Annotated in this window: 15 protein-coding genes, 1 tRNA gene and 1 pseudogene; 3 read left to right on the top strand and 14 right to left on the bottom strand. The window is 63.0% G+C overall.

What is annotated here, in order from left to right:
- Positions 1-13: 13 nt before the first annotated feature.
- Complete coding sequence (gene cysM / locus ACSQ22_RS13115; protein ID WP_055401636.1) at positions 14-916, bottom strand: cysteine synthase CysM; 903 nt, start codon at positions 914-916, stop codon at positions 14-16.
- A 40-nt stretch (positions 917-956) separates the two neighbouring features.
- Here cysM and ACSQ22_RS13110 point away from each other — a divergent pair.
- Positions 957-1041: transfer RNA gene (locus ACSQ22_RS13110), tRNA-Leu, on the top strand.
- Between the two features lie 1059 nt (positions 1042-2100).
- Here the strand turns inward: ACSQ22_RS13110 and ACSQ22_RS13105 are convergent.
- Together ACSQ22_RS13105 and ACSQ22_RS13100 are read right to left on the bottom strand one after the other, a co-directional pair.
- Positions 2101-5013 carry a DUF927 domain-containing protein gene (locus ACSQ22_RS13105; protein ID WP_436130563.1) on the bottom strand — a complete coding sequence of 971 codons (2913 nt, stop codon included), beginning with the start codon at positions 5011-5013 and terminating at the stop codon, positions 2101-2103.
- Between the two features lie 63 nt (positions 5014-5076).
- Positions 5077-8394, bottom strand: a complete 3318-nt coding sequence (locus tag ACSQ22_RS13100) for a tape measure protein (protein WP_436130562.1) — start codon at positions 8392-8394, stop codon at positions 5077-5079.
- A gap of 29 nt (positions 8395-8423) precedes the next feature.
- Between ACSQ22_RS13100 and ACSQ22_RS13095 the strand changes: the two genes are divergently transcribed.
- Positions 8424-8576, top strand: coding sequence for a hypothetical protein (locus ACSQ22_RS13095; RefSeq protein ID WP_436130561.1), 153 nt, complete (start codon positions 8424-8426; stop codon positions 8574-8576).
- 39 nt (positions 8577-8615) lie between these two features.
- On the opposite strand, the gene ACSQ22_RS13090 is transcribed toward ACSQ22_RS13095, so the two are convergent.
- The 6 genes and pseudogenes from ACSQ22_RS13090 to ACSQ22_RS13065 all read right to left on the bottom strand — a co-directional run bounded on the left by ACSQ22_RS13090 (position 8616) and on the right by ACSQ22_RS13065 (position 10989).
- On the bottom strand, positions 8616-8915 hold the full coding sequence (locus ACSQ22_RS13090) for a hypothetical protein (RefSeq protein ID WP_436130560.1): 300 nt from the start codon (positions 8913-8915) through the stop codon (positions 8616-8618).
- An 8-nt stretch (positions 8916-8923) separates the two neighbouring features.
- On the bottom strand, positions 8924-9427 hold the full coding sequence (locus ACSQ22_RS13085; protein WP_436130559.1) for a hypothetical protein: 504 nt from the start codon (positions 9425-9427) through the stop codon (positions 8924-8926).
- Complete coding sequence (locus ACSQ22_RS13080; protein ID WP_436130558.1) at positions 9424-9654, bottom strand: helix-turn-helix transcriptional regulator; 231 nt, start codon at positions 9652-9654, stop codon at positions 9424-9426. The genes ACSQ22_RS13085 and ACSQ22_RS13080 overlap by 4 nt, the downstream gene beginning before the upstream one ends.
- A gap of 260 nt (positions 9655-9914) precedes the next feature.
- Positions 9915-10292 (bottom strand): annotated as a pseudogene (radC, locus tag ACSQ22_RS13075) (RadC family protein); the annotation flags it as partial.
- 182 nt (positions 10293-10474) lie between these two features.
- Entirely contained in the window at positions 10475-10750 is a 276-nt protein-coding gene (locus tag ACSQ22_RS13070) for a DUF3077 domain-containing protein (RefSeq protein WP_436130557.1), read from the bottom strand.
- Positions 10747-10989, bottom strand: a complete 243-nt coding sequence (locus tag ACSQ22_RS13065) for a hypothetical protein (protein WP_436130556.1) — start codon at positions 10987-10989, stop codon at positions 10747-10749. The genes ACSQ22_RS13070 and ACSQ22_RS13065 overlap by 4 nt, the downstream gene beginning before the upstream one ends.
- A 274-nt stretch (positions 10990-11263) precedes the next feature.
- Between ACSQ22_RS13065 and ACSQ22_RS13060 the strand changes: the two genes are divergently transcribed.
- Positions 11264-11782, top strand: coding sequence for a hypothetical protein (locus ACSQ22_RS13060; protein WP_436130555.1), 519 nt, complete (start codon positions 11264-11266; stop codon positions 11780-11782).
- 143 nt (positions 11783-11925) lie between these two features.
- Here the strand turns inward: ACSQ22_RS13060 and ACSQ22_RS13055 are convergent, their stop codons facing one another.
- The 5 genes from ACSQ22_RS13055 to ACSQ22_RS13035 all read right to left on the bottom strand — a co-directional run bounded on the left by ACSQ22_RS13055 (position 11926) and on the right by ACSQ22_RS13035 (position 15892).
- Complete coding sequence (locus ACSQ22_RS13055) at positions 11926-12690, bottom strand: hypothetical protein (RefSeq protein ID WP_436130554.1); 765 nt, start codon at positions 12688-12690, stop codon at positions 11926-11928.
- A gap of 10 nt (positions 12691-12700) precedes the next feature.
- Entirely contained in the window at positions 12701-12919 is a 219-nt protein-coding gene (locus tag ACSQ22_RS13050) for a hypothetical protein (protein WP_436130553.1), read from the bottom strand.
- 689 nt (positions 12920-13608) lie between these two features.
- On the bottom strand, positions 13609-14814 hold the full coding sequence (locus tag ACSQ22_RS13045) for a tyrosine-type recombinase/integrase (RefSeq protein WP_436130552.1): 1206 nt from the start codon (positions 14812-14814) through the stop codon (positions 13609-13611).
- Positions 14815-15136: 322 nt separating this feature from the next.
- Positions 15137-15346: a hypothetical protein gene (locus tag ACSQ22_RS13040; RefSeq protein WP_436130551.1), complete on the bottom strand. Its 210-nt coding sequence runs from the start codon at positions 15344-15346 to the stop codon at positions 15137-15139.
- Between the two features lie 204 nt (positions 15347-15550).
- On the bottom strand, positions 15551-15892 hold the full coding sequence (locus ACSQ22_RS13035; protein ID WP_436130550.1) for a DUF1090 family protein: 342 nt from the start codon (positions 15890-15892) through the stop codon (positions 15551-15553).
- Positions 15893-16052: the final 160 nt, after the last annotated feature.

The raw sequence follows: 16052 nt of genomic DNA, 5'->3' as shown, positions 1-16052 counted from the left end.
CGACGGCCGCCTGTCACGCAGGAAACACACCGGTAGACAGATACCGGTCGCCCCGGTCGCACACGATGAACACAATGGTGGCATTGCTGTCGCGCGCCGCAATCTGCTGCGCAACCCAGCACGCGCCTGCGGCAGAGATGCCTGCAAAGATGCCCTCTTCGCGCGCGAGACGGCGGCACATGTCTTCGGCGCTGTCCTGGTTCACATAGACCAGCTCGTCCACCGTGCTCGGGTCATAGATCTTGGGCAGGTACTCTTGCGGCCACTTGCGGATGCCCGGGATGCGCGAACCCTCTTCGGGCTGCGCACCAATGATCTGGATGGCAGGGTTCTTCTCTTTGAGGAAACGCGACACGCCGGTGATGGTGCCCGTGGTCCCCATGGCGCTCACAAAGTGCGTGATGCGCCCGCCCGTCTGCTCCCAGATCTCCGGGCCGGTGGTTTCGTAGTGGATGCGTGGGTTGTCGGGGTTGCCGAACTGGTCGAGCACCTTGCCCTCGCCGCGCTTTTGCATGGCCTCGGCCAGGTCGCGTGCGTGCTCCATGCCGCCGCTCTTGGGCGTGAGCACAAGTTCGGCACCAAAGGCCTTCATGGTCTGTGCGCGTTCGATGGACAAATCCTCGGGCATCACCAGCACCATGCGGTAACCCTTGATGGCCGCCGCCATCGCCAATGCAATGCCGGTGTTGCCCGACGTGGCCTCGATCAGCGTGTCGCCGGGGCGGATGTCGCCACGCTCCTCGGCCCGGCGGATCATCGACAGCGCGGGCCTGTCCTTGACCGAACCCGCCGGGTTGTTGCCCTCCAGCTTGCCCAGCACCACATTGCCGCGCGCCGCGTTGTCCTTGGCCCCAATGCGCTGCAAAGCGACCAGAGGGGTGTTACCCACTGCATCTTCAATCGTCGGATATTTCATGCGCCCTACTGTGCCATAATTTGGGGCTTCACGAATTCCAGCCCGGGTGGTGAAATTGGTAGACGCAGGGGACTCAAAATCCCCCGCCGCAAGGCGTGCCGGTTCGATTCCGGCCCCGGGCACCACTGATAAGGCCGCATGGTTCCATAACCGTGCGGCCTTTTTCTTTTCCCCTATGGGAAGTGGCTTTGACTAGTGCGCATGCGTGCGCTTGAGTGTGCATGAATCCGGGGGTACGTGGGGGTACATTTGGGGGTGCATTTCCGAAAAATGGGGGTACATGGCCCCGATACCCCCAGGGTGCAGCCATAGGCAGCGGCGCCCCAGAATAGATGCCACGCTGAGGGGCGCCACACCACAATACAACCCCCCTAGGGAGAGTCCCGCAACAGTCCGGCAACGCGGCTCGAATTACCCGCACCGGGACCACCGGGGAAGGACCCAAGCACCGCCCCACCCAGGCCATGCTTACTTACCTCTTGCCAGCGGCCAGGACTAGAAATTTTGTGGGGTGCGAATTACCCGCGCTTGGGCCACCCCGGAAGGACCCAAGACCGGGGGGATGGATGTGTCCACTGTCCACCGTCAACCGTTTGTCAACCTTTTCAAAACCGCATGCACTACCTCGCCTGCGGGGCTCGAATTACCCTCACCTGAGCCACCCAGGAAGGACCCACAACACCCCAGCGGGTTGCACACCCTTCGGGGGGTTACCCCTTTTTTACCGGGGACACCGGGGACAAAATCAAAACCGCCCGGAAACCCGCGCCAGTATTGAATAGTTTGTCCCCGGCAGCACCGGGGACAAACGCAAATCTGCCGGGGACACCGGGGACAATTGAATCCACAGACGTGCGCAATCGTCCAGCCATTGACGCATTGCCTTCACTTAACCCCCTATAGAGCACCGCAGAACAGCGCGGCAACGCGGCTCGAATTACCCGCGCTTGGGCCACCCAGGAAGGACCCAAGGCACACGGCAGCGAGAGACACGGGTGACTGGGCGAGCCCCGCACCAGATCAACGGCCAGGGCCGCGCCCTTTCCCCTTGGCACCAGATGCCGTAAGCCGGGCATGTACAGCGCGAAGGCAGCTCCCGCCCCCGCCCCTCACGGGCGGCACGGCACGGCATGGCATGGCTGCTGCCGCAGGGCGAGCACGCAAAGCCCCGGCCGGGCTACCGCTCACAGATCCAGCTCAAAGATGGCAGGCGGTATCTGATAGCACCGCACCTTGCCAATGCCTGGCAGTCTGGTGCTGATGGTGTATCGGTCGGACTCCCTGACCGTCAGGCAACCGTGCGCAGCCAGCACGCGGCACACCGCCACATGGTCGAAGCCCTGGCAGATTTCGGCTTTGAACGTTTCAGCCAACACGAAGTATTCAAAGCTGACGCCCTCGCCCAGCGTGGCGGGCATGCGCTCGCCATACTCCCGCTGGTGCTCGGGGTCGCTCTTGATGGGCTCACCATCGGCGTTCAGCATGCGGCGCACGCCGGCACGTTGCAGCGTCTTGGGTGCGTGGTCATCAGCAGCCCGGTGCCACATGGCAAAGCGGCCATCGCCGTGCGTCTCCAAGAAGCGGCGCACAGCCCGCAGCATGGCCACCACTTCACCATTGCCAGCCCCGCCACGCGCAGCCAGCCAAGCGTCAAAGCAGGCGCGTGCACCGCGTGCGCTCTCGCCCGCTGGCCAACCGGTAAGCCCGGCCTCGGTGGCCAGCTCACCCGCCACACCCACCAGCGCAAAGCGGGCGCCTACCCGCTCCACCTGGCCCGATGCACCTTGCGGTATCCATTCACGGGCCAGGGCCTGCACAGCGGTGCGCAGGCGCTTGGGCAGGTTGTCGGCATGGGCGCAGGCCCATTCAACGAAGGCACGGCCTGGTGCGCCGTGGCACAGCTGCGCCTCACGGGCCAAGTGGCTGGAGAACGCAGCCCCGCCCGCAAAGTCATGCAGGTTCTCGAAGGCGCCCAGCCCCGCGCCTGCATCGGCTGGTATGTCTGCCATGCGCACCTCTTGCCCGGTCCGAGTGCGCTTCATGCCTTCGGCCATGTGGTCAGCCAGCCCCAGCTCACCAGCAGACAGAAACAGCAGGCGCCAGGACAGGCGGGCGCGTGGTGCGCCGTTGCGGGTAGCGCGGGCCTTGCTCTGTTCATTGGCCAGCATGTAGGCGCACTCGCCTGCCACCTTGCCCTCTACCTGCGCCAGCTCATCCAGGATCAGCAACGAATCGCAGTGCTGCGCGGCGATGGCTTCAAGCGCGTTGTCGGTGGTGCGCCAGCGCTGCATGTAGCTGGGGCCACCGTACACGCTGGCAGCCAGGCGCAGCGCCGTGGTCTTGCCGCTGCTGCTGTCGCCCCGGATGTGAAAGCCCCCGCTCTCCATGCCTGCGGGGCGCAACAGCGGCCCGGCAAAGGCACAGGCCACCGCAAACACCAGCCGGGAATTGCCCACGCACAAAGCCCCGATGCGATCACGCCAGGCGGCTGCGTCGTGCTTCACGCGGAAGGTGTTTTCCATCTGGCTTTCGCTCTGGAACACGATGCGCTCGGCATCGTCGCCGATGGTTTCATGGGGTAGCACGAAGGCGCGGCCGTGCCAACCGATGCGGTCGGTGCAGCTCGCAAACTCGCCCGGCTGGCGGGTCTGTATGTACTGGGTCAGCAGGTTGCGGGCCGCAGGTGATGGAGCGATGCGCAGCCCCATATTCAGCAGCGCGGCGCGGTATTCGCCCCCATCGCCAGACAGCATGCGGGCGGGCATGGCCCACTGCTTGGGCTTGTCCAGCGGGTCAGCAAAGGCCAGCAGGTAGCCCCAGCCTGCGCCGTCCTGATCACGGGTCAGAGCCTGCACATCGAGGCGGCTGCACACCCACTGCGGCGCCTTGGGTTGCCCCTCCTTGTCCACGCCTGCATGCCATACACCCAAATCATTGACGGTGAAGGGGTCGAACGGACGGCCGTCGCTGGGGGGCTCATTGCCGCCACCGTGCCCACCATCGGCCGCGTGGGGCTCGCGTGGTGTGCGTGTGCTGTCCTTGCCTCCTTTGGTGCTTTGCGTGGCCTGCTGGGCGCGTTCGCCCTGCTCTGCCTGGTGCGCTGCAATGGCGGCCTCTACGCAGGCGCCCACGGCCTGCAGGCCCTGCGCCTGGTGCATGTCGTTGAAGTCGCTGCCACCATCGGGCAGGCTCTCGGGGAACACCGCCAGGCCACGCACGGCACGGGCTGCGGCTTCGGCCTTCACGCGGCCGGTGTTCGTGCCGGTACGGGCTTCGGTGGCGCGGTCATCATCGCCACACAGCACCAGCAGCGCGGCGCGGTGTTGCTGGCGCAGGGCCTTGGCAACGTGGGCAAGGTTGCCCGCATCAAAGGCCACAGCCACCGGGCGGCCGGTGGCCTGGTGCAGGCTGGCGGCCGTGGCGTAGCCCTCGGCAACCAGCAGCACCTGAGCCCCCGCAGGATCACCGCACCAGTGCCACAGCCCCGACTTGCGCCCGCCCTTCAAAAACAGTTTGTCGGTGCCATCGGCCGGGCGCTCTGGCGCAATGCGCTGCAGGTTCCACAGATCCCCGGCTGCATCGCGCAGGGGCACCAGTACGCAGCCATCAGATGCAAAGCGCACACCGTGGGCCGCCACGCCCTTGCGGGCCAGGTAGGGGCTGGTGCCGGTGTCGCTGGCTGCATCCCACTGTGCCACTGCATCGGCCGCTGCAGCCGCGTGGGCGGCCTGCTGGCGAGCTTGCTCTGCCTGCTGGCGCTCTACCCTCTCGCGTTCACGCTGCGCCAGCACCTCGGGGCTCGGGGCGGCCGGGGCTTCGCTGGCCTTGGGCAGCACAAAGCCGTGTTCTTTGGCCAGGTGCAGCAGGGTGCCGATGCCCACCCCGCCGCCTGCCTTGATGCTGCGCCAGGTGCTGCGCGTGGCGCGGGCATCGTGCCCGTCTGCGGTCGCGCTCCATGCCTCGAACAGGTCTTGGCCCGTGGCGTCGGGAAACTCGCTTTTGATGGCCATGCCCACCCGCGCCCATTCTTCGCGTGCCAGGGTGGCGGGGATGTGCGCCAGAGCAGCGCGGATCAATTCAGGTGTCGGGGTCAACATTGCAGGGCATGCTCCGCACCTTGCAGGAAGGCGCTGTAGGGGCTCAATGAAAGATGCGTGAGGTCAACGAGCAAGACGCGCCAACTTCTTAAGTTCTGGCTCCATCAATCGGGCCAGCTTCACGGGGTCTTGTATGCCGTGAACATTCATCGTGATTTGCACGCCAGAAGACGACTGGCCTAGAGCCCCTACCCCAGAGGAAGAGTAACCAGAGGACCCAACCCCCGCAGAGCTACCAGAGGCGCGGCCAGGTGTCGCGCCGCCCCCCTGGCCGGAGCTCGTGCCCCCCTTGTCGGCATCCGTTGAAGTGCCATTGATCCTTCTGCGAATGGCCTCCATCACCGCTTCGTTGATCGCCTCATCCAGCTTTTGCAGGTTGATGAACGGCGTGCCCCGCGAGCCCCGATCCCTAAGGCTGTTGGTGTCGAAGGCGTCCGCAAAGGCGAGCGCTTCCTCATCGGTCATGCCACCTTTTTTCGCACGGTCAAAGATGCCTTTCTTGGTGGGCATGCCGTCTTCTTCACGCACCTTGCCATCGGCATCCAGGCTGCGGTGCTGGTTGTCCATGTTCCATTTCTTGAGGTACAGCTCAATCTCACGCTCCTTGAGCTGGTTGGCTTTTTCCTGAGCGGCAATCTCCCGTTCTTTCTGGGCGTTCAAGCGTTCAAGTTCAGTGGTCTGGTCGCGGGTTGCACGGGCTGCGCGGCCGTGTGCATCGGCGGCGCTGTTGGTGGCATCCCGCAGGCGCAGGGTGCTTTTGCCCGCACGGTCCACCTCAACTTCAAAGCCCCGCATAGCCGCAGCAGCGGCCACCCACGAAGGCGCAACGCCGTTGTTTGCAGCAATGGCGGCTTCGGCCGCCTTCCTGAATCCCTCGCTCAGTTCGCGGGCACTGGCCAGGCCGCTGGAGGTCAAGGTGTCGTAGGCCTCTTTGGCAGTGGCGGCGGTCTTGCGCAGCGATTCGTCCGAGGTGATGCCCAGTTGCGCCATGGCCTCGCGCACGCTGTTGATGCCCGGTGTAGCTTTGTCGAGCGCATCAGCCAGCGCCTCGGCTTTCTCCTTGGCTTGGTCCAGCAGGCCGTCTGCAATCTTGTCGCCCAAGACACTGCGTACCTCTTCGACCTTTGCACGGATCGTCTCCAGCGCCTTTTCACTGTCGGCGGTGTTGATGGCATTGACAAAGCTGGCCGTCAGCACCCGGCCCGCATCCAGGCCCTGCGCCTTGAGCCGTTCCACACCAACAATCAGGGCATCCAGGTCATTGATGGCGCTGCGCGAGGCCGCGCCGATCTTCCCCTGCAGTTCTTCAAAATCCAGTCCCGTGCGCTTCACGGCCTCATGCAGGATGGCATCCATTACTTGGGCCACGCGTTCACCCTCACGCGCAGCCCCGGAAAACGCGGCCCGCGCCATCACCTCGAACTGCGCAAGATCCTTGCCGCTGAGCGCCTGTGCCCATGCCGCCTGAAACTCCGATGCCGACACCTTCCCATCAGCTGCCAGCTTGTCCAGTGTCGCGGCAAAGTCCTTCACGCCCTGCAGTTTCGACAGGTCGAACCCCTCGGTTATTTTCTTGATCGCCTCCGCCGCAGCGGTGCCGTTCTTGGTCAATTGGTCGAACTCAGCGACAGCCGAACGGGATGCTTTGGACAACTCAAACTGTTTGTCGATGGCGGCCTGCGTCGCCGCAGCAAGGCGGGCGCGATCTGCTGCCGCTTCCTTCGCTATGTCGGATGCCAGCTTTTCAGCGCGTGCCAGTTCCTCGGTGCGGTCCTTGTAGCCCGCCAGCTTGGCCGCAGCCTCGCCAAGCCATGTGCCAATGTCCTTGATGTTGACCAGCAACCCGATCAGGGTGAAGGTCCGCAGGGACGCAAAAATGGTGGCCATGCGCCCCACGCCAGCGGCCGCAACATTGGCGGCCGCGCCCGTCGCAGCCATTTGCGCGTTGTGGGCCGCCATCGCCACCGCAGCCTGCTGGGCTGCAGCGCCGATGCCCAGGAAGTGCTGCGCCAACCGCAGTGCTGCAAAGGCTGCAGCCGCCTGCCCTGCGTCAATCAGCAGGTCGGCAATCGTCTTGAGGTTGCCCGCCAGAGCGTTGATGGCACCGGCAGCGGCCGTGCTGGCACCCGTGGCTTTGTCGGTATCGGCCACATACAACTGCCACTGCGTGCTCAGGTTCTGCAGCGCTCGCCCCACAGTGGGCGGCAGCTTGCTGAACTCTGCGGCCACCGCATCGCTCTGCCCTTTGAGGGCCCCAATCACGGTTTCGCTGGTCAGCAATCCAGCCTCGGCCATCTTGCGCAGTTCACCCGTGGTCACACTCAGGCCGTCCGCCAGGGCACGCGCAAGGCGCGGGCTTTGCTCCATGATCGAATTGAATTCATCGCCCCGCAGCACGCCGCCCTGCAGGCCCTGCACCAGTTGGGTAATGGCAGCGCTTGAAGCCTGCGCACTGGCGCCGCTCAGTTGGATTGCCTGGTTGATGGTCTCAGTCAGTGCCAGGGCATTGGTCGTGGCATCGGCGCTGGACTGGCCCGCATCCTTGCCTGCCTGAGCCAGCCGCGAGAACAGCGTGGCCGTTTCCTCCAGCGCACTGTTGGTACGCAATGCCACGTCCTGCACACCCGCCCATGCGTCGCTAAACGCCTTGCCCTCGCCCGTCACCAGCTTCAACCGGGCCTGCAGGTTGTTCACCTGGTCGGCTGTCTGCGCCAAATCGGTCGCCATGGACTTCAAGCCCTGCAGGCCCGCCAACCCAGCCACGAACCCTTGCAGGCGCCCCAGCTGCTGGCTGATGGACTCCACGCCATCCCCGATCTGGCGATGGGTGCGCACCATGCTCGTGCCGGCCGCTTCGGCACCGGTTGCAGCGCGTTGGTACGCAGGGGCAATGCCATCCACCGCAGTGCGCACAAGGGCCACTTCTTCCCGAATACGCTGCTGGGCGGCCACCGCATTTTTTCCGGCAATGCCAAACCGCTGCAACGCTGCCTGCGCTGCGGCGAGTTCATCAGTCTGTCGGCTCAACTCAACGCGTGCACCTTCAGCAGCGGTTTCCAGCCGCTGCAGTGCTGCAGCCTCTTGGGCGGTTGCCGGGCCTGCCTGTGCGATCTGCCGGGCGTAGTTTGCGGCCTCGCTGGCCGCAGAGTTCATCGCCTTGGTGCTGGCTGCCACTCCTTGCTGCAGCCGCAGAAACGTCGATATGGCCGCGTCCTGTTCGCCAAGCTGGCGCAACTGTGCAGCGGCAGCACGCGCCGCCTGCTGAAGGTCGCCTTCAGCAACCTTCGCCACGTTCTCCAGGTCTTGGGCAAGGTCTGTTATGGACTTTTCACCCTCGGTACTGGCCTTGATGACGATGCCGATTTCTTTCATTCCGCTCATGGGAACCTCTCAATTCATAAAATGCGCAGATGGCCCGCTTGATCGCGTTCACCTTCTGCATTGCCTTTTTGGTGGGGGCTGGCGTTTCCGTGCGTGTGGGGATGGCACTGGCCGCGCTGGCCGCTGTTGGGTTGGCTGGATACGTGCTGTGGTGCGGCGTGCGGCTGTTCATCGGGCGGTAGTGGCAAACACCGCACAGGCATGCACAGGCAGACAGCAGCTCACTCGGTGTTGAACAGGTCCGGTTGCTCACGCGGCCGATGCAGCAGGGTGTAGGTGCGCACCTTGCGAACGTGGGTGCCGCCTGCACACGGGATCTGCCGCCAGTCACGTGCAAGGCCGTAGCCCATGCCGTAAAGGTCGGTGCGCTCCATGTCCGAAAGCACTTTGGAAATGCAACCGGTGTCGCACACCGCATCGATTTCCTTTTGCGTGCTGGCGGGGTGTTTTTCAAGGAAGTCGGCAACGCGCACGGCCTGTTCGGGCCGGGTGTCTTCTTGGGGCTTTGCTGGGGCTACCATGCCGCACCTCAAGTCAGACGCGGCGCCAGGTCGGCAGGCGTCAGGGGCTCAAAGCCCGCACGCAACACGCCGGGCTGGCCGGGTTCAGATTCGGCCCGCAGCTCGCCTGTCTTCGTGTCGTGCACACGCACCACACACTGGGCATCCACCGTGGCACGCTGGCGCCTCGATTGGGCTGGGTGCAAAAACATCGACTTTGCAGGGCCGCCCTCTGCCATGCGCTGCAGGAACGCCGCCGTGTCGGGTCGCTTCGCCTGCAGCTCTGCAATGTGGGTCTCTGCAATGATGGTGCCGGTGCCTGGTTCCAACTCCAACACCCAGCAGGGCCACAGCACCAGCACGGATACAGGCTTGCAACCGGGCTTGCGCAGCAGGCCAGAACAGATTGCGCCATCGGCAGACACCTTTGACGCCATGGCAGCCGCAGCGGCTTGCAGGCACTGCTGGGCGCTGTCACGAGCTGCGGAAATGGCCTTTTCCATGCCGCCGGGTTCGAGTCCGTGCGCACTCATTTCTGAGCCCCTTGCGAATCTGCAATGCGGTCTTGCACCCACTGCAAAACAGCCGTTTCTGGCCACACCACGAAGCGGGAAGACAAGCGCAACGATTTGGGAAATCGGCCTTCACGCATCATTTGGTAGATGGTTGACTTCTTGCACGAGGTGACTGATTCCACTTCGCCGATGCGCAACAGTCGATCACGAGGAACGACTGGTCGAGACTGGTGAACTACTTGCATTGCCGCGATACCTCCATATGAGTCCCCTCGCATCCACCGTGGATCAAGTGGGTATGTGCGGAATATTTCCAGGTGGAGTGCCTTGCTGTCGCCTTGAAATTTCCATGCAAGGCTGTACAGAACCAAGGACGGGCAAGCGAGCGCCTGTTTCGCAAGGCAATCGCAAGGTAAACACAAGGCGAACGGGTTTGACCGAAGGGGGAACCGGCGCGGCATTCGCAGCAGGCGGGGATCAACTGATGCCCGCCTGCTGGTAGGCCTTAAATCAAGCCCCGCTCTGCCATGCTCAGCGCGTTGCCGCCACCCACAATCACATGGTCCAGCACGCGCACATCAACCATGGCAAGTGCTGTTTTCAACGTCTGCGTAAGGTGCTCATCTGCCCGGCTGGGTTGCACGCTACCGCTGGGGTGGTTGTGCGCCAGGACTACGGCGGCAGCGTTGTGCCGCAGTGCTGCCAGCACCACCTCGCGTGGGTAAACGCTGGTTTGCGTCAGAGTCCCAACGAACATGCGTTCAAAAGCAATGGCACGGTGCTGCGAGTCGAGGAACAGCACTGCAAAGTGCTCGCATGGCTCACAGCCGATATGCAGACTCAAGTAGTTTTTCACCGCGTCTGAACTATCGAAAACGCTGCGATCCTCAGTCATCCACGATCCCAGGATTTCCAGTGCCCGCTCGATGGTTGCTCTCTCGCGTGCCCGAAGCCCGCGCAGGAAACTATTCGATGCATCAGCAACGCCGTACACGGGCAGTGCTTCGCCCACCTTAGGGTGGGGCAATGCCCGCCGTTTTCTCAGTGGTGCAATGTGAAGGGCACTCATACCGCACCCCCTTGCTCGCGTGCAAGGCGAGAGACAACAGAATCAATCACAGCCTTAGCCATCTCAGTGAGATAGGCGGCACCGTAGATAACGTCTGCATTGGGCTCCTCTGCCGAGTCTTGCAGCGTTTGAAACACGGCCCCAAGAAAGCACGATGCCTGCTCCAACGAAATGACAACTGGAACGCCCGCACGCACATCGAACAAATTCCCCGTCGATGGCCCCGTGGAATAGAAAGCGTGTTGCACAGTGGTTGCAGTGGGTGCGCTCATGCCACACCCCCTTGCACCTGTGCATCAAGGCGGCGCAGCGCTGCCAAGGCTTGCACGGCTTTGCGCGTGGCCCCGGGCACATTCAAAGCCCCGGGCTGGCGCAGGTAGTGCAACGCCATGGCCAGCGCGTTGTGCGCTTCGGCATGTAGTTGGATGGGGTCAATGGGGGCTCCAAGGCGGGCGCCTTGGGGGCCGCTGGGCACAGCGCGACGGCCGGCCACGGGGATGACGGATGTCATGGCTTCTTGCTCCTTTGCGAGACTTGAAACCACCACATACGTTCTTACGCGCATGAGGTGGACGGGATGTTAAGAACACGCGCAAAGACGTGCGGACGCCCTTGCGGGTAGCCCCATCCCGCCCGAAACTTAGCACATGGCAAACCAGCCATGCGCCTGAATACAGACGTGACAAAACCTCACTATCGGGGAGGTTGCGCCGCTTTGCGAAAAGGTGTTCTTACGCACCGGCCCCGGTCAGGGGTTGCATACATTATGCACGGCGGAGGCATGCATGACTACCGGCGAAACGCGACATATCAAGGGCTGGCGCAGCCAGATGGAAGAAACCGCGACTGGACTACGCAAGCGGGTGCAGCAGGCGCCCGCCATGACGGTGTATCACGAGGGGCAGATCAGCAGAAGCTACGACGATCTCGTGGGTCACACCCCTTGGTTTCATCGCGAATTTGGATCAGAGCGAGCAATAGCCTGTGCGGAGCTGAAACAGTTCAGATCTGCCCGGATGAGGATTGCACGCAGCGAGTGGTCCGATGAAAAGCGGCAGGTGGAGGCTCAGAAGAAACGTCTACGCAGAGCGGCAAAACCGGATTTGTATCGGGAAATAGACCGCCGAAGCTACGCCAAGCAAAGGGACAAAAAAAACGCACGGCGCCGCGAAGCCTACGCCCAAGCCCCCGAGCTGCACCGAGCCCAATGCAACGCACGGCGGGCCGCTAACCGCGAGCATTCACGAGCCGTCGCCCGGGCAGCCTATGCACGCAAGAAGGCGGGCAAACGCCCATCCGCGTAGTAACGGCTTGCGCTCAGTCGTCGCCCTTGGTGCTGGGTGGCACCAATACTCGGCGTGCAAGCGCTGCAACTCCAGCAGCAGACCAAGGTGCTTGTGCACCCACGCGGGGATCTCCACGCCCTCATTGCGCCAGCGGCTGGGCCCTATGCCGCTTTGCCCCTGCCGATAGCAGGCCACGGTGCAGCCTGGGAGGCTCGGCTCTTTGCGTTCAGCAACTGTCCAATGCGTGCCGCAGTGCACCCCATGCGCCGAGCGAATTCCGCTTGTCCACCTCGCCCGTATGCCTTCACAGCCTCCCGCAGAATCGCAACGTGTGAGTCAAGCCATGCGGGCTGCTGCTGAGGCAGTCCACCCGCGAACTGCAGGCGGTAGGCCACCAGAGTTGCCGCGTCCTTCACGTCATGCGCACCAAGCGTGGCAGGGGCTGGTGATTCACTCGCAACAGAAGCGATCCCAAGAGGCCAAGCCACACCCGCTTTCTTGAACCACAACAGAACGTAGTCCGCAGGCTCCTCATCCTGCATCTGCATCCATCGCGCAAGGTCGCGGGCCGCAACCGTGTAGTACGTCTGCGCTTGGGCTGAAGTGCTCCACTCAGACCCAGGCGGCAGTCCCAAGTGCGAGAGCATGGGACGAATGAGGGCGGCCTCCTCGGGCGTAGATGCCCGAGACCCGCAAAATTTACCGCCACTTTCAAAGCCTCGAAGACTGCCATCCGCTATCGAATCGTCCAGTGCCTTGCGCCACGCTGCCCGGTCGGCAAGACCCTTGCGGTCATCGTCAGCGCACTGGTATTGCAACACGGCGATCTGCTCGGTTGTCAACGCCCACCGCCAAGGTTCTTGCTTGTCGTGTTGGCCAAATTCTTCGCTTTCGCCGATGGCCAAATACCACTTTGGATCTGCCATGAGTGGCTCCTCAATCGTCGCCTTTGGTGCTCGGTGGCACCAAATACGCGGCGTGCAACCGTTGCAGTTCCAACAGCAGGCCAAGGTGCTTGGGCACCCATGCAGGTATCTCCACACCCTCATTGCGCCAGCGGCTGGGCGTGTTGCGGTGCAAGCCAGTGGCTCGGCAAAACTCGCTCACCTTCCAGCCCAGCGACTGCAGGGCCGCGTCCAGTTCTTCAATCGTCATGGGGGTTTCTGGGTTTGGCATGTGCAGCATTGTCGCATCACTCCCGTTAGTGTGCTAAAACATATGCAAACACGCACACTATTTAACATAACGCTCGTCGTATATGGTGCGCATTGTGGACAACTTCAGCACATTATCGGGAAACCCAGCATTCATGCGGGGTTGCGGGTGGTGTGCAGTTGCCTCATTTTTATGCACTCTACCGGGAATAGTTATCCACAGGCCGACGACGGCATGCCAACCACTGCGGGGGTGGCGCCAGGGGAGGGCCCTCTCGCGCTCATTTCCACCGATGTGCATGCACGTGCAACACATCTAGGCGACGGGCATCCTGCACCGCTGCGCTGCGGTGGCAGTGCCGCCCCATCAGCAGGTGGCAGAGCGGGGACCCTTTGAAGGGCTGGGGCGGGGTTCAATGGGTATGAATGTGTGAATGAATTTCACTATTCAATAAATATCTCCTTTGTCCCCGCTTTGTCCCCGGCCCGTCCCCGGTTTGTCCCCGGTAGCCATTCCCTGCAAACCCGCATGGCTGCTGGATTCGGGCCATTTGTCCCCGTGTCCCCGGCACTTTTGGCGTTCATGGTGCCGAAGGAAATGCAAAGTAGCCCCATGCGCCCATGAAAAAAGGGCCCTGCGGCCCTTTGTGGTTCCTGCTTTTCACACTCGATTCGGTTCCAGGTTTTCAGTCATGCGGCCCTGGTGGGCATCTTCACCACGTTGCCCGCCTTGCGGCCGTCCAGGTAGTCCGCCCACCACTGCATGAGGCGCTCGCGGTCCTTCATGTAGGTGCTGCGGTGGTAGGCCGCCCGGATTTCGTTTTGCTCCTTGTGGGCGAGCTGGCGTTCGATCACATCGGGGTTCCAGCCGCACTCATTGGCCACCGTAGAGAACAGCGCCCGGAACCCGTGGGCCGTGGCGGTGTTCTTGTAGCCCATGCGGGCCAGGGCCGAATTGAAGGTGTTCTCGCTCAGAGGCTTGCTGGGGTAAACGGGGCTCGGGAACGCCAGCTCGCGCCAGCCGCTCAGGGCCTGCATGCGGCGCAGCACCTCCACAGCCTGGCGCGACAGGGGCACGCGGTGCTCTGCCCGCATCTTCATGCGCTCGGGCGGGATCACCCACAGCGCCGCATCCAGGTCGAACTCTGCCCACCGTGCGCCGCGCACCTCACCCGGGCGCGTGGCCGTGAGGATCACCATGCGCAGCGCGTGCACGGTGTGGGGGTCGCCTTCGTAGGCGTCCAGCTTCTTCAGGAACTCGGGCAGTTCCTTGTCTGCCATGGCGGCGCGGTGCTGCACCTCTCGGGGCTTGAGGATCTCGGACAGCACCAGATCAAGCATGGGGTTCGTGGCGATGCGCTCATGGATCACCGCCCAGCGGTACACAGCCTTCACACGCTGCAGCACGCGGCCCGCCTGGTCGGCTGCACCCCGCTTCTCGATCTTCACGATGGCTTCGCGCACTTCGCCCGGCTTGATGCCGGCCATGGGCCGGGCGCCCAGCGTGGGGAATATGTCGGCCGCCAGCGATGCCAGGATGCGCCCGGCCGTGTCGGGCTCCCACCGGCTGGCCTGGTGCTGGTGCCAGTCGCGGGCCACCGCCTCAAAGGTGTTGATGGCTTCATGGGCGGCCTGCGCCTTGGTGGCCTTGCGCAGCTCGCCAGGGTCGCCGCCGCTGGCCAGGACCGTGCGGGCGTCTGTGGCTTGGTCGCGTGCATCTTTCAACCCCACGGCCGGATACACGCCCAGCGCCAGCAGCTTTTCCTTGCCGCCGTAGCGGTACTTCAAACGCCAGTACCGGCCGCCCGCCTTGGTCAAATCCAGGAACAGCCCGCCGCCGTCAAAGTATTTGCCGGGCTCGGTCAGGTTGCGCAGTTTGGCGTCTGTCAGCTTCATGGTGGGGGGTATCCTTCGCAGTCTGGGGGTACATTTGGGGGTACATTCCGCGAAAAGTCAAACCACACCCAGCATTCATGCGGGTTCCGGGGCAGAGTTTGGGTGCGGCCCCGGCACCATAGCTTTTTAGCTATGTTATTTGCAGCATGTTCCGCGTTTGTTCGCCGTGACGTTCCGCAAATGACAAACAAAGACCTCCAGGCGTCAGCCTCGGGGTCTTTTTTGTTTGGCCTGCTCGACGGTGCTGCGTGGCCCCATCCGCAGCCGGTACCTCTGCGATACCGATCGTCTTGTCCTGGCAGATGCCATCGCCGTACCCCGCTCAATCCTTGAGAACCACCCCCAGCGCAGCGAGCTTTTCCGCATACGAATCCCTGCGCTTCGCTGCTTTGGCTGCCGTATCAACAGCCGCCTGAATGGCTTTTGGGCCCTTGGCGCCGACAGCCTTGATGAGGCCGTGCTTGTGGGCGGCGTCAGCCTGCGCCCTTTTGAAAGTGGCGATCAGCTCGGCATGGGCAACAGGTTGATTCACAGGGGCTTCCATCTTCTAAAGTGCCATTTTCAGCGCGTTACTTTGGGGTGGTCTGCGAGGCTACAGTCACCGGCACACAGAGCCCAACTAGCCCCACACCCCGGGTTCATTTTTACGGCTGCCATCTGGCATGGAAATCTCTCAACCCGCAGCGTGACGCCGAGTCTGCGGCCCCTGGCGCGGCTCCTGCAGTCCATTCACCGTCTAGCGAATTGCTTCGCTTTTCAGCTTGCGCAACTGCTCCTCGGCAGCTTCAAGCTCTGCCCTGAGCGCTCGGACTTCCTTTTCCAGCCTTTCAATATTCGCCGTGTGGCCCTGATCAACCGCGAGCGGCTGACAGCTCGAGTGCAGCGCCGCCAGTTGGTCAGCCAGTTGCCTACGTAGCAGCATCTGCCCCTTGGATCGCGCGACTTCCATGCGTTTTTCGACGTCCGCCTTTTCTGCAGTGCACGACGTGTGGTTGTCCACCGGATTCGCAGGCTGAGCGATAGCGAAACCTGCCACGGTTATCGCGATGACCAAAGTGCAATAGCCGCTGAAACGCATACAAGTAAGTACCTGAGGGAATGGGGGCTGAGCATGACAGCAATTGGCGCAGGCGGCCTCGATGCCACATGCGGGACATGGTCGGGCGTCACAGGCGACCCTGAGCGGCTTCAGGGGCAACGCGGCCTTTTGTTCATCTCTTGTTCGTATTTCTACCTTC

Origin of the sequence: Acidovorax sp. LjRoot38, from assembly GCF_964252975.1 — a bacterium.
Classification (GTDB): domain Bacteria; phylum Pseudomonadota; class Gammaproteobacteria; order Burkholderiales; family Burkholderiaceae_C; genus Acidovorax; species Acidovorax facilis.
Note: the sequence above shows the minus strand (reverse complement) of the source record. Positions and strands in the feature narration are given on the sequence as shown.

Coding starts and splice junctions, on each gene's coding strand:
- ACSQ22_RS13070 (WP_436130557.1), bottom strand. CDS start 10,750: ATGAGCGCACCCACTGCAACCACTGTGCAACACGCTTTCTATTCCACG.
- cysM (WP_055401636.1), bottom strand. CDS start 916: ATGAAATATCCGACGATTGAAGATGCAGTGGGTAACACCCCTCTGGTC.
- ACSQ22_RS13105 (WP_436130563.1), bottom strand. CDS start 5,013: ATGTTGACCCCGACACCTGAATTGATCCGCGCTGCTCTGGCGCACATC.
- ACSQ22_RS13085 (WP_436130559.1), bottom strand. CDS start 9,427: ATGAGTGCGCACGGACTCGAACCCGGCGGCATGGAAAAGGCCATTTCC.
- ACSQ22_RS13055 (WP_436130554.1), bottom strand. CDS start 12,690: ATGGCAGATCCAAAGTGGTATTTGGCCATCGGCGAAAGCGAAGAATTT.
- ACSQ22_RS13095 (WP_436130561.1), top strand. CDS start 8,424: ATGGCCCGCTTGATCGCGTTCACCTTCTGCATTGCCTTTTTGGTGGGG.
- ACSQ22_RS13045 (WP_436130552.1), bottom strand. CDS start 14,814: ATGAAGCTGACAGACGCCAAACTGCGCAACCTGACCGAGCCCGGCAAA.
- ACSQ22_RS13100 (WP_436130562.1), bottom strand. CDS start 8,394: ATGAGCGGAATGAAAGAAATCGGCATCGTCATCAAGGCCAGTACCGAG.
- ACSQ22_RS13050 (WP_436130553.1), bottom strand. CDS start 12,919: ATGACGATTGAAGAACTGGACGCGGCCCTGCAGTCGCTGGGCTGGAAG.
- ACSQ22_RS13035 (WP_436130550.1), bottom strand. CDS start 15,892: ATGCGTTTCAGCGGCTATTGCACTTTGGTCATCGCGATAACCGTGGCA.
- ACSQ22_RS13080 (WP_436130558.1), bottom strand. CDS start 9,654: ATGCAAGTAGTTCACCAGTCTCGACCAGTCGTTCCTCGTGATCGACTG.
- ACSQ22_RS13065 (WP_436130556.1), bottom strand. CDS start 10,989: ATGACATCCGTCATCCCCGTGGCCGGCCGTCGCGCTGTGCCCAGCGGC.
- ACSQ22_RS13060 (WP_436130555.1), top strand. CDS start 11,264: ATGACTACCGGCGAAACGCGACATATCAAGGGCTGGCGCAGCCAGATG.
- ACSQ22_RS13090 (WP_436130560.1), bottom strand. CDS start 8,915: ATGGTAGCCCCAGCAAAGCCCCAAGAAGACACCCGGCCCGAACAGGCC.